Origin of the sequence: Marinovum sp. 2_MG-2023, from assembly GCF_030548265.1 — a bacterium.
Classification (GTDB): Bacteria; Pseudomonadota; Alphaproteobacteria; order Rhodobacterales; family Rhodobacteraceae; genus Marinovum.
Genome location: NZ_JAUOSD010000032.1, coordinates 1 through 15,912 on the forward strand (window position 1 = coordinate 1; position 15,912 = coordinate 15,912).

Consider the following 15,912-nt stretch of genomic DNA (forward strand, 5'->3'; position numbering starts at 1 on the left):
CAATTGCTTCGCAGACTCCGGCGTCATGGCGACACGCGCCTCACCCTCAAATAATTCCCTCGGCGTCCCGATTTTCATCAGACCGTCCTCCATCCCGTAATGCGTTGATTTGGCTGGTGTTCAAGCCGGGTCGTTATCCGGCATGACCACCTTGCCCCCGGCCATGATCTTGACCCTGCGCACAATCTCGGCGTCGCGGTCGGCCTTGAACTGATCGGGGTTGCGGGCCGTCCAGTCATAAAAACCCGCACCGCTGCGCATGCCGGTGTGCCCCTTGGCAAAGAGCGCGCCAACCGGTGTTTCGCCCGGATCGGTGACGTTGCTGAGATCTGCCCAGACGGTCTTGGCCGCGTCGCCGTTCATCAGCTCGAGCCCAGCCAGATCGGCATGTTCAAAGGCCCCCATCGCGGGCAGCCGCGCAGCATAGCCCTTGCGCAGGATCGTGTCGCAGGCCTCAGGCGTGACCAGCCCCTGCCCCACCAACGAGGCGAACTCGCGCAGTACCGCGTGTTGGATACGTGCCCAGAGGAAGCCGGGAATGTCCGGGCAGAGCACCGGATCCTTGCCCGTCGCGGTCAGCAGGTCGGTAACGGCTTCGGTGACCCGGGCCTCGGTATCCTTGCCCGGCACGACCTCGACCAGCGGCACCAGGTGCGCGGGCTGGGCGTAATGCGCGATACAGAACTGCGCGGGTCGGCTCAGCGCCGACTGGATATCGCCCGCGCCAAGCGCGGAGGTGGTGGAAGACGTGATCGCCGTTGTAGGCGCAAGCGCTTCGGCGCGGTGCAGAAGTTCCTGCTTGGTTTCAAGCACTTCTGCGGCGGCTTCGATCACGAAACCGGCGTCCTTTACGGCAGCGCCCATGTCGGGTGTGGTTTCGATCCGGGCCAGGACCTCGTCCCGCGCGTTGCGCGAGACGAGACCTTCATTGGCCAGGAAATCGAAGGCAGCGGAAATGCGTGTGACAGCCTCCGGCAGTGCCTCGGGGCGGCGCCCCCAGAGAGACACCGAAGCGCCACCAAGTGCGAGGGACAGCGCGATCTGTGCGCCCATCGTCCCCGACCCGAGAACCGCGGCCTGCGGCAAAGACTTACCCGACATGGTGCCAACCCTCGCCTTCCTTGCGGATCAGGCCCTTTTCTACAAAGTCCTTCAGGCTTGCGTCGATCGACACCAGCGCGCGCCATTCGCGCACGACCTGCTGGTCATCGCAGCATTTGTCGCGCAGATCGGCAAAAGTGATGCCCGGGTTGGCCTTGATGTGTGTGATCATCGAGGCTTCGACCTTGTCTACCCGCGCGCGGCAGTTGTCGATCAACGCCTGAGTTTCCTCGGCGCCCTTCGGCTCATCATGGGCAAAGATCACGGTCTGCACATCGCGGTCCTTGAGGAAGGCTTCGATCTTGTCGAAGGTGGCGCGCATGGCGTTGGGGTCTTCGTAGAGGTACAGCACCGGGTTGAACGGCGGCAGCAACGGATCGGCGATGATCAGCGTGCGGGTTGATTGCTCGAAAAAGCCGACCTCGGCCATCGAATGGCCGACAACCTCGACGGTTTCGAGGACGATGCCACCGCCCAGGTCGATCTCGTCGCCCTCGGCAATGAAGTCGTCGATCCCGGCGGCGGTGGGGCCCATCCAGTCGAGGTATTCGGCTTTCAGGTCAAAGCTCTCGCCTTCGGGGAAGGCATGCACGATGGCCTTTGCATTCAGCATGTTGTCCGCCACCCGGTCGGCGCGGGCCTTGTGGCCCATGATGGTGCAGCCGGTCTCAGCCTTGAGCCAGCCATTGTTGCCGACGTGATCCATATGTTCGTGCGTCAACAACAGCAGGTCCAGGTCAGCAGGCTTCAGGCCCATTTCCTCGAACCCCTGCTGCAACGCGGGCAGGCCGCCGACAAGCCCGCTGTCGACCAGGGCGATCTTGTCGGCGCCACGAACAAAGAAGACACGGGTTGCGGTCTTGCCCTCATGGTCGCCGGGGAGGCCCATCGAAATGGTGGTGAAGGGGCCGGATTGGTAGCTGATGACAGATGCGCTCATCTTGATGGTCCTTGTTATTGTCCGATAAATTTCGAGTCGCGTTTCTCAATGAAGGAGGCGATGCCTTCCTTCCCGTCTTTGGTGGCGAACAGGGCGCCAAGCGCGCGCTGTTCAAGGGTCAGACCGGCGCTCAGCGCACAGTCCATCCCGTCGTCGATCACGCGCTTCAACTCGCGCAGGGCAACTGGCGCCTGGCCAGTCAACGCCTGGGCGTATTCCAGCGCGCGGGGCATCAGCGCATCGGGGGCGCAGCTTTCCAGTGCGATGCCATAGTCCACCGCTTGCGCCGCCGTGACCATACGGCCCGTCAGCATGATGTCCTTGGCGCGCATCGCCCCCACCACCCGCGTCAGGCGCTGGGTGCCGCCGCCGCCGGGCAGAAGGCCCAGCTTGATCTCCGGCAGGCCGACCTTGGTCTTTTCGTTGACGAAGACAAAATCACAGCACAGTGCCAGTTCCAGCCCGCCGCCAAGCGCATAGCCGTTGACCGCACATATGGTGATCTGCGGCAGATTGGCGATGGCGTCAAAGGTCTGGCGCGAACGGCGCTGAAACCCGTCGAACACGGTCTGGCCGACATTGTGATAGCCGCCGATGTCGGCACCGGCCACGAAACCGCGCCCCGTGCCGGTGATGACCAACGCGCGCACCTCGTCGATGCGGGTGGGCAGCGCGGCAGCATAGGTGCCGATGGCCTCCATGATCTCGAAATTCAGCGCGCCAAGCGCCTCTTCCCGATCCACTCGCAGCACCTCGACAAAGCCGTGCCGTTCCAGCACCAGGTTGGGATGCAGGCGGTCCTCCGTCATCAGATCACCCCCCCTTCGCGCAGCCGCGCCACTTCTTTTGCGCCAAGCAGTTCGGTCAGCACCTCTTCGGTGTGCTCGCCCACCGCGGGCGGCACATGGCGCAGGGTCACCGGCGTTTCGCTTAGCGTGATCGGGTTGGCAATGGCGCGGATGCGGCCCGCCTTGGGATGATCCATTTCCACCAGACGTGGCGATTTCAGGTCGATCAGCTCCTGCATCGCTTCGGCCGAGGTGCGGATCGGCGCGGCCCAGACATCAGCCCTTTCAAAGATCTCCATGATCTCGGCGGTGGTCTTCTGACGGGTCAGCCCGTCGATCTGGCGCTTGGCAATGTCACGTTCATGCCAGGGATCAACCTTGCCGAGGGTCTCGTCCCCCAGAAGCGCGCCAAGCTTGTCCAGCGGGCACATGGCAATCGCCACCCAGCCATCGGCGGTGGGATAAGAGCCATAAGGCGCGTCATTCCAGCACGAGGCCACGCCGGCCTCGGACCGCTGCAATTCGATACCCTGGTTGAGCACAGCAAAATTCTCCTGCGCCATGAGGTTCAGAGTGGCCGAATAGAGGTTGGTTTCCACCTGTTGGCCCACACCATGCCGATCCCGTGCGATCAGCGCGCCAAGGATGCCGATGGCCAATGCCTGCGAGGCGGCAAAATCGGCAATCGGGGTGCCGCATGCGGTGGGAGGCTCGCTCGCGCGGCCGGTGTTCTGCATCACGCCGCTCATCGCCTGGATCAACAGATCCTGTCCCGGCCAGCCCTTCTTAGCCAGGTAACTTTCCTTACCCCAACCAGATCCGGATGCATAAATAATCGTGTCGTTGGCTTTCTTGAAGTCCTCATAGCCAAGGCCAAGCCGGTCCATCACGCCGCTGCGGAAGTTCTCGACCACCACGTCGCATTCTGCCGCCAGCTTCATCAGCACCTCGCGGCCTTCGGGGCTTTTCAGATCAACGGTCACCGAGCGCTTGTTGCGGTTGAACGAGTGGAACGCCGCGCTGTCGCCGCCGACAAACTCGCCGATCATCGGCATCGAGCGCATCCATTCTCCTTTGCCGGGCCGTTCGACCTTGATCACATCGGCCCCCATATCGGCCAGCGTCTGAGTGCACAGCGGCCCCAGCATCATCTGCGTAAAGTCCAGAACGCGCACGCCATCAAGTGCGCCCTTTCCCGCTTTTCCTGTCATATCCAAGAACTCCGTTTTCGCCGCCGCAAAACCGCGGCCAGCATGTCGCCGGGCGAGTGCCTTGGCGATTCTGCATTTTTGGTAACACCATTTACCAATCAAAAAAAGGGCTTTTTTTGCAAGATAAATTGATTTACCAAAGTATGGCGACTCACCTCGACCAATGCCGCTCATTGCGGCCTTGGCCGGGTGATTTCCAACGGTTGCACGGGCTGGACACCCGCGCGCACCGTTCAACCAGCTGGAGGAGACAGCTCAATGACCACCCTTAAAATCACGCGAACCGGCGCGACCCTTGCGCTTGCGCTGACCATGACCGCCCCGGCCATGGCCGACACTTTTGCCTTTCGCGTCGGATCGGGCCACCCGGTTGCCGGCCTGTCGCACATGCAGGCGCTGGACGAATTCTATCTGCCCGAAGTGGCCAAACGTGTCGAGGAGCGCACCGATCACAAGGTTCGCTGGGTCAAAGCCTATGCCGGTTCGCTCGTGAAGCTTCAGGAAACCCTGGACGCGACACGCTCGGGACTGGTCGATATCGGTGTGATCAACTATCCGCACCAGCCGACCGAGCTGTTCACCCACAGCTTTCCCTTCTATTTCCCCTTCCAGACCGGCGATGCGGTGATGGCCACCAAGGCCGTGCGCAAGACGTTCGAGGATGTGTCCTGGCTGACCGAGGTCTTCGAAACGGACTATAACCAGAAATTCCTCGCCCTCGGCGCCAATGGCAACTATGGCGTCGGCGGCACCGTCCCGTTCAAGACCTTCGAAGACCTGAAAGGCAAAAAAATCGGCGCCGCCGGTCCGAACCTGAAATGGTTCGACGGCATCGATGTCACCACCGTGACCACCAACCTTGGCGAGGCATATAATGCTTTGAAATCCGGCGTTTATGATGGTGTGGTGATTTTCCCTGGGCCTTACCAGGCGTTCAAGCTGGGCGAAGTGGGCAAGGAATTCACCGTCACCAACTTTGGTTCGCCCTCTGCACTGTCGATCAACATGAACCTCGACAAATGGAACGCCACGCCGAAAGAAATCCAGGACATTTTCCTGGAAGTCGGCTTGGAATACGAGGAACGCGCCTCGATCCTGTCGAATGAGGACGACGCCGAAGGGCTTGCCAACTTGAAAGCCGAAGGCGCGACCATCGTCGAATTCCCGGTGGCGGAACAGGCGAAATGGGCCGAAAGTCTGGCGGACTATCCCAATGCCATGGCCGAAGAAGCCACATCGCGCGGCGCGCCGGGCAAGGAGATCTTCGAGACCTACGTCCAGAACCTCAAGGACCTCGGCTACGAATGGCCTTACGAGTATCAGTTCAAATAAACTGATGCTCCCCTGGTTCGGCGGCGCCCTCCCCTCCGTCGGACCATCCAAGGCCTGCAACCCAAGAGAGGTCCAGATGCCCCTGAAATCCTTAATCCACAGCCTCAACCGGATACTTTATATCCTGTCGGCCCTGCTGATCCTGCTGGTCACACTGATGATCATCACCGACGTCGTCGGCCGTGGCGTGTTCAACTCTCCGCTGACCGGCACCGTCGAAACCGTCAGCAACATCATTGTCGTGATCGCCTTTCTTCAGGTCTCATATTCGATCCAGACCGGCGGCATGTTTCATTCCACGATTCTGCTCGATGTGCTGCCCGGCCCGATGCGGCGTCTGTTCGTGGCATTGGGCGAAATGACAGGCGCGGCGGTCTTTCTCTGCATGGTCTACGCCTCGTGGGAGCCGACGCTCCACGCCTGGAAGATCGGCGAATACTATGGCGGCGGCGATTTCCGCTTTCCCGTCTATCCCGTGCGAAGCGTGCTGGTGTTCTGCTGCGGTCTGGCGGCGGTGAATTACCTGCTGCGGGCACTTGCCGCGCTTCTGGGCACCGCGCCCGACGATGACACCACCGTGGAGGTCTGAGAATATGTCGGAAATCACACTTGTCGCCAGCATGTTCGGGGCACTTCTGCTGCTGATCGTCGCAGGCTTTCACATCTATATCGCCCTGGCTGCCGTCACCATCGCCGGTGTCTGGGTCTTTGCGGGCAGTTTTGATCTGGCCATGTCGCTGCTATCGACCACGATGGTCGAGGCGCTGCGGGATTACGTCTTTGCGGTCATTCCCCTGTTCGTGCTGATGGGTGAATTCCTCGCCCGAAGCGGGGCGGCCACCGACCTTTACAAGCTGATGAACCGGGCGTTTTCCGCCCTGCCCGGTCGTCTGGCCGTGGCCACGGTCGCCGGCAATACGGTCTTTGCCGCTGCCGTCGGCGTCAGCATCGCTTCGGCGGCCACCTTCACACGCATCGCCTATCCCGAGATGAAGGCCCAAGGCTACAGCGATTCCGTTGCACTTGGCTGTATCGCGGGCAGTGCTTGCCTGGGCATGTTGATCCCGCCCAGCGTGCTGCTGATCATCTATGGCATGCTTAACGAGATGTCGATCGGCGCGCTTTTTGCGGCCGGCATCCTGCCGGGGCTGACGCTGGCCGGGTTCTTCTGCATCTATGTCCTTGGCCTCGCGATCCTGCGCCCCGCTTCGATGGGCGAAGTCGGGCGCGGCATGGCCAAGCCCAAGATCGCGCCGCTGACCACCTCCAACAAATGGGGCGGGCTCAGCACCATCGGCGTGATCTTCCTTGTGCTTGGCGGCATCTGGTTTGGCTGGTTCACCCCGACCGAAGCGGCGGGCATCGGCGCCATGCTGGGTTTTCTCGTGGCGCTTGGCAAAGGCCTGCGCGGCAAGGACCTGATTGACGCGATCCTGCACACCGGCCGGGTGTCTGCGCCGTTGCTGTTCCTGCTGATCTTCGGCCAGTTCTATGGACGCCTGATGGCCTTTGGCGGCGTTGTGGAGCTTCTGGATGCGACGATCTCGGGCTGGGGGTTATCGCCCGGCATGCTTTTGCTGGTGATGGTCGTGGTCTGGTTCATCATGGGGATGTTCATCGACTCGGCGTCGATCATCCTGCTGTCGATCCCGATCTTTGCGCCCATCGCCGTGGCCGCAGGGTTCGAGCCGCTACAATTCGCGATCATCGCGATTCTGGCGATCGAGGCCGGCATCCTGACGCCGCCATTGGGGCTATGCGTCTATACGGTCAAGGCGGCGGTGAACGATAATTCGATCACCCTGGGCAAGATTTTCCTCGGTGCGACGCCTTATTGGATCATGCTGCTCTTGCTGATTTTCCTGCTTGTATATGTGCCCGAGCTGGCCACCTATTTGCCAAGCGTGATGTAATCGGAAACAAACGATGGGCGGGCCTGCGGGGTCCGCCCTTTTGTCCGACAGGCGGGTGTCATGCCACCATCGGAAATACGGAAAATGCAAGGTAAGGGTCAGGCATGGTCACGAATTCGCAGATAGCCAAAGCCGCAGGGGTTTCTCCTGCCGTCGTGTCGCGTATCGTCAACGGAGACAAGACCCTGCGCGTCAGCGAAGAAACCCGCAAGCGGGTGCTCGAACTGGTCGAAGAGATGGGCTATGCGCCCAACGCCGCCGCGCGGTCTCTGCGCTCGGCCAAGGCCGGGATGATCGCCCTGGTGGTGCATGATGTCACCAACCCGGTTTACGCCGAGATCATCTCAGGCGCGCAGCACGCGGCGGCGGCCCATGGCAAGGCGGTCCTTCTTGGCGAAGCCTCGGGCGAAACAGATGGCGCGAAGCGGATCGAGGAATTGATTGCCGGAAACGGCATCGACGGGTTGATCCTTCAGGGCGCCGGCACCGCGATGGACAAGGCCCTGGCCCGTGCGGCCCAACGCAATGTGCCAACCGTTCTGCTTCAATCCGGCAAGGCACGTAACGCCACGCTACTGCGGTTGGATGACGAGGCGGCGGGGCGCCTGGCCACGCAACATCTGATCAATGCAGGCCATCGACAGATCGGGTTTCTCGGCGCTGACGATAGTCTGCAATTTGCCGGTTTCCGACGTCAGGGTTGGAGGCGAGCGCATTCGGAAAACGATATCCTCTTTGATCCAGCGGCCACGGAACTGGCCGCGTCGACCTTCCATGACGGCGCTGCGGCCATCGTAAAACTCCTCGACCGCAAGCCCAATCTGACGGCCGTGGTTGCCGCGAACGTCATCACTGCAATAGGCGCACTGTCCAAGTTGCTCGACCTTGGCTTCAATGTGCCTCGAGATTTTTCGATCATTGGCATCCAGGACGCGGAAATCGCTTCGGTTTTCCGACCGGCCCTCACGGTTGTGCGGATGCCGCTACACGCCCTCGGCGAAACAGCGGTCAACCTCGTCTGCCAAGGCAGATCCAAATCCGCGGAAATACTGCTAAAGGACATTGACTTGTCGGTTGTCCAAAGATCGACGGTCGCTCCCCCTCCCGATGCCGACGTATAAGATGGCGAAATCCAACATGGGTTCTGGTGTGCATGATCTTTGTGCGCCAGTGTTCGATCCACCTGGTGCATCGTGGCCATCGCACTGGGAACGGGTAAGTACCGACCGCGCAAGCATCCAGGTAGCCGACAGATTTCCGGGCGGGTGGTGATGGCGACCAATTTGTATTCTCGCATGGGTCGGAAACATGTTGACCCTTACCCGGTCAAGAAAATCTCCGGATAACGCTCGCCCAGATCTAATGCCGCTCCGACGGCGCAGTCCACGATATCTGTCTCCTGACGGGTCAGTGACCGGTGTCGCGGCCAGATTACGCCGTAGTCCAATTGCGTTTCCGGCCGCCAGCGAATTACACAGAGATCGCGCGTGTCGACGCCGGTCACGGTAAACGGGTCGACGACCGTAACCCCCAGCCCCTGCGCGGCGAGGTGCAGAGCCGAGATTCCGGTAGAGGTTTCGATCAAGGGCTGCAATTCGACGCCCTGCTGGATGAACCCCGCTTCTACCAGACCGCGAAGGCGCACCGAGCGCTTGGGAATGATGATGGATTCACCGACGAGATCCGAAGGTGAAAGTTCCTTGCGATTGGCGAGGGGATGGCCGTTCGACACGACCGCCACCGCAGACACCGTCGCAATCGAGCGGCTGTCGAGCTGGCCGTGATCCACCGGGAGAAGCGTGATACCGATATCGCTTTGGCGCTTGATCACCCAGTCTTCGATCACGGCCCTCGTCTTCATCTCGATCAAAAAGGAAAACCCTGGGTTCTCCGACACGAAATGTGCGATGGCCTCGGGAATCAGTCGGCTAAACACGGTCGGGCCTATGGCGCAGATTCGGACGCGCCTGCCCTGGTTGTCGCGGATGTCCTCGGCAATGGATTGAATGTCTTCGAGCAGGTCGATGGCATAACCTGTCCGCTCGAGGAACATCCGACCTTGCTCGGAGAGGCGAAGCCGTCGACCGACCCGTTCGAACAAGTCGAACCCAAGGTCGGCTTCGAACCCCGCAAGCATCTTGCTGACCGTTGATTGCGTAAGGCCAAGGTGATCTGCCGCCTCCGAAACACTGCCGGTTTCGACGATAGCGCGGAAGGCGCGAAGCTGACGCATTCGAATGTTCATTTCGGTCGTCCATATTCAATTTTTGACTTTAATAAGGTTTAAAAGTCATTTTGGCAATGCGTTCGTTTCGTGTACATTCGAAGTGGGCAAAGCTGACCCCGACTCAACTCAGGTCAGCGGCCCACGGAGGAGAAACAAATGAATTCAATCAAATCACTGATAGTGGCAGCCGTCGCGACGGCCGCATTCGCTGGGGCCGACGAAGCGCGAGCGGAATATCCCGAGAAACCGATCAACATGATCATCGGTTTCGCAGCCGGTGGCGGCACCGACCTGGCCGGTCGGGTTCTGGCCAAGGAACTCCAGGATGCAATGGGCCAGCCGGTCGTTGTCGTGAATCAACCGGGCGCGGCGTCGATGATCGCGGCGGCCAATGTCGCCAAGGCGCGACCCGATGGATATACGATCTGGTTCGGCTCGGCGGGCACGTTGGTCACCCAGCAGGAGTTGGGCCGGACGCCCATCGGCAAGGATGACCTTACGCTCGCCGGGCTTACCGGACACCTCGTTGCGGCGATTGGCGTGCCGGTCGATAGCCCTTTCCAGGCGGTGGGCGACATCGTCGCGGCTGCGAAAGAGAGGCCAGGTGAATTGCGCTGGTCGCACAACGGCGTCGGCTCGGCCTTTATGGCGATGGGCCAGGGGTTCGTTACCGCAAACGGCCTCGACGTTGTCGGGGTTCCATTCCAGGGTGCGGCGAACCTGCGCCAAGCGTTGACCGCCAAGCAAGTCGATTTCGGCGTTCTCAATGCGGGCGACCGGTTGCGGCTCGGCGACAAGGACTTTCGTATTCTCGGCGTGATCGCCAAATCGCGGGACCTCGTGCTGGACGACGAACTGAAGACTCTTGACGAAGAGGGTGTGGCCTTCATCGACGTGCCCTCGCCGATCGGCGTCTATGTGCCGGCGGATTTGCCGGAAGAGGTCGTCGCCAGGCTCTCAGATGCCATCAAGGTGGCGACGGAGAGCGAAGGTTTCATCGAGGGCATGGAGAACATCGACATTCCTGTGACCCATCTCGGTGCGGAGGACGCGACCGGTTATGTCGAGGAGATCCGGAAACATCTCCAGGAAATCCTGCCGCATCTTCGGGGCTGAAGAATTGATCGCGCGCCGCGCCAAGCGGCTTTCGCGCTGCACAGGAAGGAGACAGACATGAAGACGCTCAACTGGCTTCCGCCCGCGGCCTTCCTCGTATTTGGCGCGGTGTTTCTGGCAATGTCGCTACGGCTCGGGGAATCCTTCGGCGGCGGATATGCCCACAGGACCGTGCCCCTCTGTGTCAGTACCACCGTTCTGGTGCTGTCCGCCTGGCAAGTGTTGAAGGCACTACAGAACCCAGAGAAGGCCGACGACAACAAAATCGACCCGAAGGAATTTCTGCTCCATGCGCTGCCACTTGTCTTTTTGATGGGGCTCTACGGCGTGTTCCAGACATGGTTCGGTTTCATCCTCGCGAGCCTTTCCATCGGAATTGTCGTTTTCCGCCTGTTCGGCAACTCGTGGGTCAGCGCAGCCATCAACGCCGTCATAGCAACCACCATCTTCTACGCCCTCTTTTTCGATTTCATGAATCTCTACAATCCGCCGGGCAGATTGCTTGACCTGCCGGGTATTTTCTGAGGCACCTATTATGGATCTGCTTTACGGTTTCCTAACACTCTTCAGTGACCCGATGTCGTTGGTCTACATCGTCGTCGCCGCCATCGTCGGTGTGGTTGTCGGCGCGACGCCCGGCCTGACAACGGCCGCCGCAATCGCGATGCTTGTGCCGATCACCTTCTATGTCGATCCGCTCTATGCGCTCGCCGGTCTTTATGTAATCGGCAAAGCCGGTCGCTTTGGCGGCTCGATTGCGGCGATCCTTTTCAACACGCCAGGCACCGCCGCCGCCGCCGCGACGACGCTCGACGGCAACGCAATGAGCCGGAAGGGGATGCCGGGCAAGGCGCTCAAGACCGCTGCAATCTCGTCAGCGATCGGCGATCTAGTCGGCGATGCCCTCCTGATTTTTGGTGCGATCTGGATCTCTCAGCTCACCAAAAACTTCGGTCCGCCCGAGTATTTCGCGGTCTACCTTGCCGCCTTCCTGGTGATCAGCACCGTCATTGGCTCGTCCATCGTCAAGGGCTTTATCAGCACCGGCGCGGGCATAGTCGTTGCAATGATCGGGCTCGACCCGATGGACGGAGCGCCGCGGCTCGACTTCGGACTGCTCGACCTACAGTCGGGCCTTTCGCTGGTGCCGCTCTTGATCGGTATGTTCGTCCTTTCGGAAGTCGCGATCCAGATCGAGAACACAAAGCGCTCGGGTGGGACTGGGCGGATCGTGGCCGATACGGTTCCGGGCGGCGACCGGCTGACCCTGCCAGAGCTCCGTCGCATTCTGCCGATTATCGGGCGTTCGTCCCTTCTGGGTTCCGTCATCGGCATTCTGCCCGGCCTCGGCTCGTCGGTTGCCGCCTTCGCGGCCTATGGGACCGAGCGGGGACGCTCGAAAATCAAAGACCAGTGGGGAAGCGGTATCATCGAGGGTATCGCAGCCCCGGAATCCGCGAACAATGCTGTCTCCGGCCCGTCGATGATCCCGCTCCTTGCCCTCGGCGTTCCAGGCAGCACTATCGCGGCAATTCTGCTTGGCGTATTTCTGATACACGGCATCCCGGTCGGCCCTCAGATCTTCGATACTTCGGGCGAATTGGTCTACGCGCTCTTCGCCTCGGGAATCCTCGGGATCGCAATCTACTTCCTAATCGGCTTCTACGGCAGCACCTTTGTTGGTGCGGCCATTGCCAGGGTGCCAACCCGGCTGATCTATCCCTGGATCTTCCTGACCTGTTTCATTTCGGCCTATGCCGCGCGCGCCAATGTCTTCGACGTCTACGTAATGTGTTTTGCCGGGCTCTTCGGCTACCTGATGCGGAAGGGCGGATATTCGGTCGCGGCCTTTATCATCGCTTTCGTTCTCGCCCCGGGCGCGGAACAGGCATTTCGCCAGTCAATCATCCTTTCGAACGACGGGTGGATGATTTTCTTCCAGCGCCCTGTCGCCGTCGCCTTCTTTCTGATTGCGGCCATCGCCGTTCTGGCGGGGGCGTTCAAACAATTGCGCGCCCGCCGCTCCAACCAGTTGACCTAAGGAGAAGGCCCCATGCCTAACAGTTCCAGCCGTCCCAACATCCTGATCCTTTACCCAGACCAGATGCGCTATGACGCTATGTCGCCATCGGGGAATACTGTGGTCAGAACCCCTAATCTTCAGCGGCTCGCCGACGAAGGCATGACCTTTGATGCCGCCTTTACCTCCTACCCTTTGTGTTGTCCGTTCCGTGCCTCGCTGATGACGGGAAAATACGCGCAGGGTCACGGCATGTACCAGAACCACTTTCCGCTCCGCGCCGACCAGGAATTCCTGGCGGAGCGGTTGAAGGACACCGGGTATCAGACGCTCTACGTGGGCAAATGGCACCTGGAAGGTGGCCCGAAGCCCGGTTTCGTTCCTCCAGGCCGGCGCTTCGGGTTCGATCGGTTCGTCGGCTTCAACCGGGGTCACAACTACATGGACGGGATCTTCTGGCGCGACACCGACCAGCCCTACCGCTGTGCCCGCTACGAGCCCCATTTCCAAACCGACCACATGATCGAGTTCATCGACGAAGCGCTGGAAACGCCAGAGAATCCCTTCTTCGGTTTCCTCTCCTACGGGCCGCCGCATCATCCGAACGACATGCCGGAACACTGGCGCAAGATGTACCGGGAGAACGAAATCGAACTTTCGCCCGCACATCTTTCGCCCGAAGAGCAAAGGCGCATCCAAGAGGAACGGGTCTCCATCGATTGCAACGGAGATGCCAAGGCGGCGTTGAAGAGCAAGTGCAGCTACGGGGCAAAGCAGCCGCTGGAACCCGAAACACCCGAAGAACAACGCCGCTTCATCGCCGAGTATTATGGGATGACGAGTTGCATCGACTTCAATGTCGGTAGGCTTCTGAACCACCTTGACCGGCGCGGGATCGCGGAGAATACACTGGTGATCTTTCTCTCCGATCACGGCGACATGCTTGGCGAACACGGCTATTTCTGCGGTTTCAAACCCCAAGGCTACCGCGCGGCGATGCAGGTCCCATTCATTGCCCGCTGGCCGGGACGAATCGCGCCGGGGACGAGAACCGATGCCCTTATTGATGTTGGTCCGGACACGCCGGTGACGCTTCTTGACATAGTCGGCGGCAAAGCGCTTTCTGAGGCTCACGGGATCAGTTACCGCAGCGTTCTCGAAGGTGGCACGGGCGAGCGGGACGCCGTCTGGTACCAAACCTTCCGCATGGAGGACGGTGCGAAGGGTGAATACACGCCTGTCCCAGAGCGCGGAATTCGCACCAGGGACTGGCTCTATGTCCGCCAGCCCGCGCGGCGGAAGTTTCTCTTTGATCAGAATGCAGACCCGCAGGAACTGACGAATCTCGTGGGCGCTGGCCACGAGGCTCTGATGACGGAATTCGACGACCGAATTGCGGCCCACATGGCGGCCACCGGCGACGCCTGGGACTTGCACCTGAACTTCCCGCCGCCTGATTTCCTGTCGCACGGCGACGCCAAGCGTCACCTGGAGCAGGATCTCCTGCCGCGCGCGATCCTCGTGCCGTAACGCAAACGAAAGGCCAAGCCATGACCCGACCCAACGTTCTTCTCATCACCACCGACCACTGGCCCGCCGCCGTTCTCGGCTCGGCCGGTCATCCAGTGGTACGAACGCCCGTCCTGGACGAGATCGCGCGCGCGGGCGTCCGCTTCACCAACTGCTATTCCGAGCACCCGGTCTGTATTCCCGCCCGCCGCACGCTTATGACGGGCACCTCGGCCCGAGAACACGGTGACCGGATGTTCAACAGCCTGGGCGAAATGCCAGATCTGCCGACCATCGCACAAACGTTCCGTGATGCGGGCTACCAGGCCTATGCTGTGGGCAAGACCCACACCTATCCGCAAAGGGACCGGATCGGCTTTGATGACATCCAGCTCGATGACGAGGGTCGAACCCATTTCGGCGTCACCGACGATTATGAGATCTACCTTGGCGACAAAGGCTATCTCGGTCGGCAGTTCAGCCACGCCATCGGCAACAATGGCTATCACGCGACCACCTGGCATCTGCCCGAGGAGGCGCACGCAACGAACTGGGCGACCGACACGCTCTGCCGCACGATCCGCCGCCGCGACCCGACAAGGCCCGCCTTCTGGTATCTTGGCTATCGGCACCCTCATCCGCCGCTCGTTCCGCCGCGGCGCTTCTTGGATTTCTACGAGGGTGTGGAGATGGACGCGCCCTACAAGGGCGGTTGGTGCGACGGCGAGGACCTGCCAGTGATGCTTCAGGCCTTCATGAAGCGCTACAATCTCTCTTCTCGCGACACCGCTTGGGCGCGCCGGCACTTCTATGCACTCTGCACCCATATCGACCAGCAGATCGGCACAATCATCGGAACGCTCCGCGAAGAAGGTCAACTCGACAACACGATCCTGATGTTCACCTCGGACCATGGCGACAGCCTGGGCAACCATGGCATCTGGGCGAAGCAGAACTACTATGAGTACTCGACCAACGTGCCGATGATCTTGATGGGCCGGAAGGGCTGCGAGCGCACGGGTTTTGGTCGGACCGATGACCGGGTTACCTGCCTAGCCGACGTTATGCCGACGCTGCTCGATCTTGCCGGGATCGGCATACCGGATAGCTGTACTGGCGTCCCAATGGCAGGCGCGCCGAGGGGGCATGTCTACGGCGAATACGGCGAGGGCGAGCTTGCGAGCCGAATGATCCGGTCCGGTCGTCACAAACTGATCTATTACCCGGCCGGAAACATGTCGCAGCTCTTTGACATCGCGGCCGATCCCGACGAGCTGACCGACCTGGCCGGCGCATCAGACCACGCCGAAACGCGCGCGCGCCTGACCGGTCTGCTTCTCAGCGAACTCTACGGCTCGGATCTCGATTGGGTGAAGGATGGAAAACTTGTGGGGCTTCCGAACCGCACCTACCACCCCGCACCGAACCGCACGCTCGGGCTAATGCGAGGGCACCAATGGCCAGTGCCACCTGTCAATCCCGGCGGAACGATGAACTTCTTCCCGGAATCGCCGCAAGGGACGTGATACTCACGCGCTGGATGGGTGTGTCAAGCAAACGAGCTTTCTTATACATGTGAAAGCTTTGGACACTACCATCACAGGAGCGGCATCAAACCGCGACTGGTCCGCTTCGCGGAGTGGCCTTCAATATGTATGAAGCACTCGTTCTGATGGGCGGTGCAACCCCATCAGTTCCCAGGCTGCGCATTTCCAGCGTGGCGCGGAAAGCCGTGGTGCTGGAAGTCATCAAAAG

14 protein-coding genes are annotated in these 15,912 nt (G+C 60.7%); 9 read left to right on the forward strand and 5 right to left on the reverse strand.

Annotated elements, in window-relative coordinates; genetic code table 11:
- Window positions 1-120: 120 nt before the first annotated feature.
- From Q4577_RS21395 to Q4577_RS21410, 4 genes are read right to left on the reverse strand one after another with little or no spacing between them, the layout of a single operon-like run.
- Entirely contained in the window at window positions 121-1,101 is a 981-nt protein-coding gene (locus tag Q4577_RS21395) for a 3-hydroxyacyl-CoA dehydrogenase family protein (protein WP_303472676.1), read from the reverse strand.
- Window positions 1,091-2,041 (reverse strand): MBL fold metallo-hydrolase, encoded by a 951-nt coding sequence (locus Q4577_RS21400; protein WP_303472678.1) that lies wholly within the window; start codon window positions 2,039-2,041, stop codon window positions 1,091-1,093. Before Q4577_RS21400 ends, Q4577_RS21395 begins: the two co-directional genes overlap by 11 nt.
- A 14-nt stretch (window positions 2,042-2,055) precedes the next feature.
- On the reverse strand, window positions 2,056-2,850 hold the full coding sequence (locus tag Q4577_RS21405; protein ID WP_303472680.1) for an enoyl-CoA hydratase/isomerase family protein: 795 nt from the start codon (window positions 2,848-2,850) through the stop codon (window positions 2,056-2,058).
- Window positions 2,850-4,040: a CaiB/BaiF CoA-transferase family protein gene (locus Q4577_RS21410; protein WP_303472682.1), complete on the reverse strand. Its 1,191-nt coding sequence runs from the start codon at window positions 4,038-4,040 to the stop codon at window positions 2,850-2,852. Before Q4577_RS21410 ends, Q4577_RS21405 begins: the two co-directional genes overlap by 1 nt.
- Before the next feature lie 258 nt (window positions 4,041-4,298).
- Here Q4577_RS21410 and Q4577_RS21415 point away from each other — a divergent pair, with 258 nt between their 5' ends.
- From Q4577_RS21415 to Q4577_RS21430, 4 genes are all read left to right on the forward strand, one after another.
- On the forward strand, window positions 4,299-5,372 hold the full coding sequence (locus Q4577_RS21415) for a C4-dicarboxylate TRAP transporter substrate-binding protein (RefSeq protein ID WP_303472684.1): 1,074 nt from the start codon (window positions 4,299-4,301) through the stop codon (window positions 5,370-5,372).
- A gap of 76 nt (window positions 5,373-5,448) precedes the next feature.
- The gene (locus Q4577_RS21420) at window positions 5,449-5,961 is read left to right on the forward strand and encodes a TRAP transporter small permease (protein WP_303472686.1); all 513 of its coding nucleotides are present in this window, start codon (window positions 5,449-5,451) and stop codon (window positions 5,959-5,961) included.
- Window positions 5,962-5,965: 4 nt separating this feature from the next.
- Window positions 5,966-7,285 carry a TRAP transporter large permease gene (locus Q4577_RS21425; RefSeq protein WP_303472688.1) on the forward strand — a complete coding sequence of 440 codons (1,320 nt, stop codon included), beginning with the start codon at window positions 5,966-5,968 and terminating at the stop codon, window positions 7,283-7,285.
- Between the two features lie 104 nt (window positions 7,286-7,389).
- Window positions 7,390-8,406 carry a LacI family DNA-binding transcriptional regulator gene (locus tag Q4577_RS21430; protein ID WP_303472691.1) on the forward strand — a complete coding sequence of 339 codons (1,017 nt, stop codon included), beginning with the start codon at window positions 7,390-7,392 and terminating at the stop codon, window positions 8,404-8,406.
- 197 nt (window positions 8,407-8,603) lie between these two features.
- Here Q4577_RS21430 and Q4577_RS21435 read toward each other — a convergent pair whose 3' ends face one another.
- On the reverse strand, window positions 8,604-9,530 hold the full coding sequence (locus Q4577_RS21435; protein ID WP_303472692.1) for a LysR family transcriptional regulator: 927 nt from the start codon (window positions 9,528-9,530) through the stop codon (window positions 8,604-8,606).
- 138 nt (window positions 9,531-9,668) lie between these two features.
- Here Q4577_RS21435 and Q4577_RS21440 point away from each other — a divergent pair, with 138 nt between their 5' ends.
- The 5 genes from Q4577_RS21440 to Q4577_RS21460 are packed head-to-tail and all read left to right on the forward strand — an operon-like array spanning window position 9,669 to window position 15,683.
- Window positions 9,669-10,628, forward strand: a complete 960-nt coding sequence (locus tag Q4577_RS21440) for a tripartite tricarboxylate transporter substrate binding protein (RefSeq protein ID WP_303472694.1) — start codon at window positions 9,669-9,671, stop codon at window positions 10,626-10,628.
- A 57-nt stretch (window positions 10,629-10,685) separates the two neighbouring features.
- The gene (locus Q4577_RS21445) at window positions 10,686-11,153 is read left to right on the forward strand and encodes a tripartite tricarboxylate transporter TctB family protein (protein WP_303472696.1); all 468 of its coding nucleotides are present in this window, start codon (window positions 10,686-10,688) and stop codon (window positions 11,151-11,153) included.
- Window positions 11,154-11,163: 10 nt separating this feature from the next.
- Window positions 11,164-12,669, forward strand: a complete 1,506-nt coding sequence (locus Q4577_RS21450) for a tripartite tricarboxylate transporter permease (RefSeq protein ID WP_303472697.1) — start codon at window positions 11,164-11,166, stop codon at window positions 12,667-12,669.
- A 12-nt stretch (window positions 12,670-12,681) separates the two neighbouring features.
- On the forward strand, window positions 12,682-14,178 hold the full coding sequence (locus Q4577_RS21455) for a sulfatase (protein WP_303472699.1): 1,497 nt from the start codon (window positions 12,682-12,684) through the stop codon (window positions 14,176-14,178).
- 20 nt (window positions 14,179-14,198) lie between these two features.
- Complete coding sequence (locus Q4577_RS21460; protein WP_303472701.1) at window positions 14,199-15,683, forward strand: sulfatase-like hydrolase/transferase; 1,485 nt, start codon at window positions 14,199-14,201, stop codon at window positions 15,681-15,683.
- Window positions 15,684-15,912: the final 229 nt, after the last annotated feature.

Excerpts from the sequence above, each read along its gene's own strand:
- Q4577_RS21410 (WP_303472682.1), bottom strand. The coding sequence starts at position 4,040 with ATGACAGGAAAAGCGGGAAAGGGCGCACTTGATGGCGTGCGCGTTCTG.
- Q4577_RS21395 (WP_303472676.1), bottom strand. The coding sequence starts at position 1,101 with ATGTCGGGTAAGTCTTTGCCGCAGGCCGCGGTTCTCGGGTCGGGGACG.
- Q4577_RS21405 (WP_303472680.1), bottom strand. The coding sequence starts at position 2,850 with ATGACGGAGGACCGCCTGCATCCCAACCTGGTGCTGGAACGGCACGGC.
- Q4577_RS21440 (WP_303472694.1), top strand. The coding sequence starts at position 9,669 with ATGAATTCAATCAAATCACTGATAGTGGCAGCCGTCGCGACGGCCGCA.
- Q4577_RS21460 (WP_303472701.1), top strand. The coding sequence starts at position 14,199 with ATGACCCGACCCAACGTTCTTCTCATCACCACCGACCACTGGCCCGCC.
- Q4577_RS21420 (WP_303472686.1), top strand. The coding sequence starts at position 5,449 with ATGCCCCTGAAATCCTTAATCCACAGCCTCAACCGGATACTTTATATC.
- Q4577_RS21450 (WP_303472697.1), top strand. The coding sequence starts at position 11,164 with ATGGATCTGCTTTACGGTTTCCTAACACTCTTCAGTGACCCGATGTCG.
- Q4577_RS21445 (WP_303472696.1), top strand. The coding sequence starts at position 10,686 with ATGAAGACGCTCAACTGGCTTCCGCCCGCGGCCTTCCTCGTATTTGGC.
- Q4577_RS21400 (WP_303472678.1), bottom strand. The coding sequence starts at position 2,041 with ATGAGCGCATCTGTCATCAGCTACCAATCCGGCCCCTTCACCACCATT.
- Q4577_RS21430 (WP_303472691.1), top strand. The coding sequence starts at position 7,390 with ATGGTCACGAATTCGCAGATAGCCAAAGCCGCAGGGGTTTCTCCTGCC.
- Q4577_RS21455 (WP_303472699.1), top strand. The coding sequence starts at position 12,682 with ATGCCTAACAGTTCCAGCCGTCCCAACATCCTGATCCTTTACCCAGAC.
- Q4577_RS21425 (WP_303472688.1), top strand. The coding sequence starts at position 5,966 with ATGTCGGAAATCACACTTGTCGCCAGCATGTTCGGGGCACTTCTGCTG.
- Q4577_RS21415 (WP_303472684.1), top strand. The coding sequence starts at position 4,299 with ATGACCACCCTTAAAATCACGCGAACCGGCGCGACCCTTGCGCTTGCG.
- Q4577_RS21435 (WP_303472692.1), bottom strand. The coding sequence starts at position 9,530 with ATGAACATTCGAATGCGTCAGCTTCGCGCCTTCCGCGCTATCGTCGAA.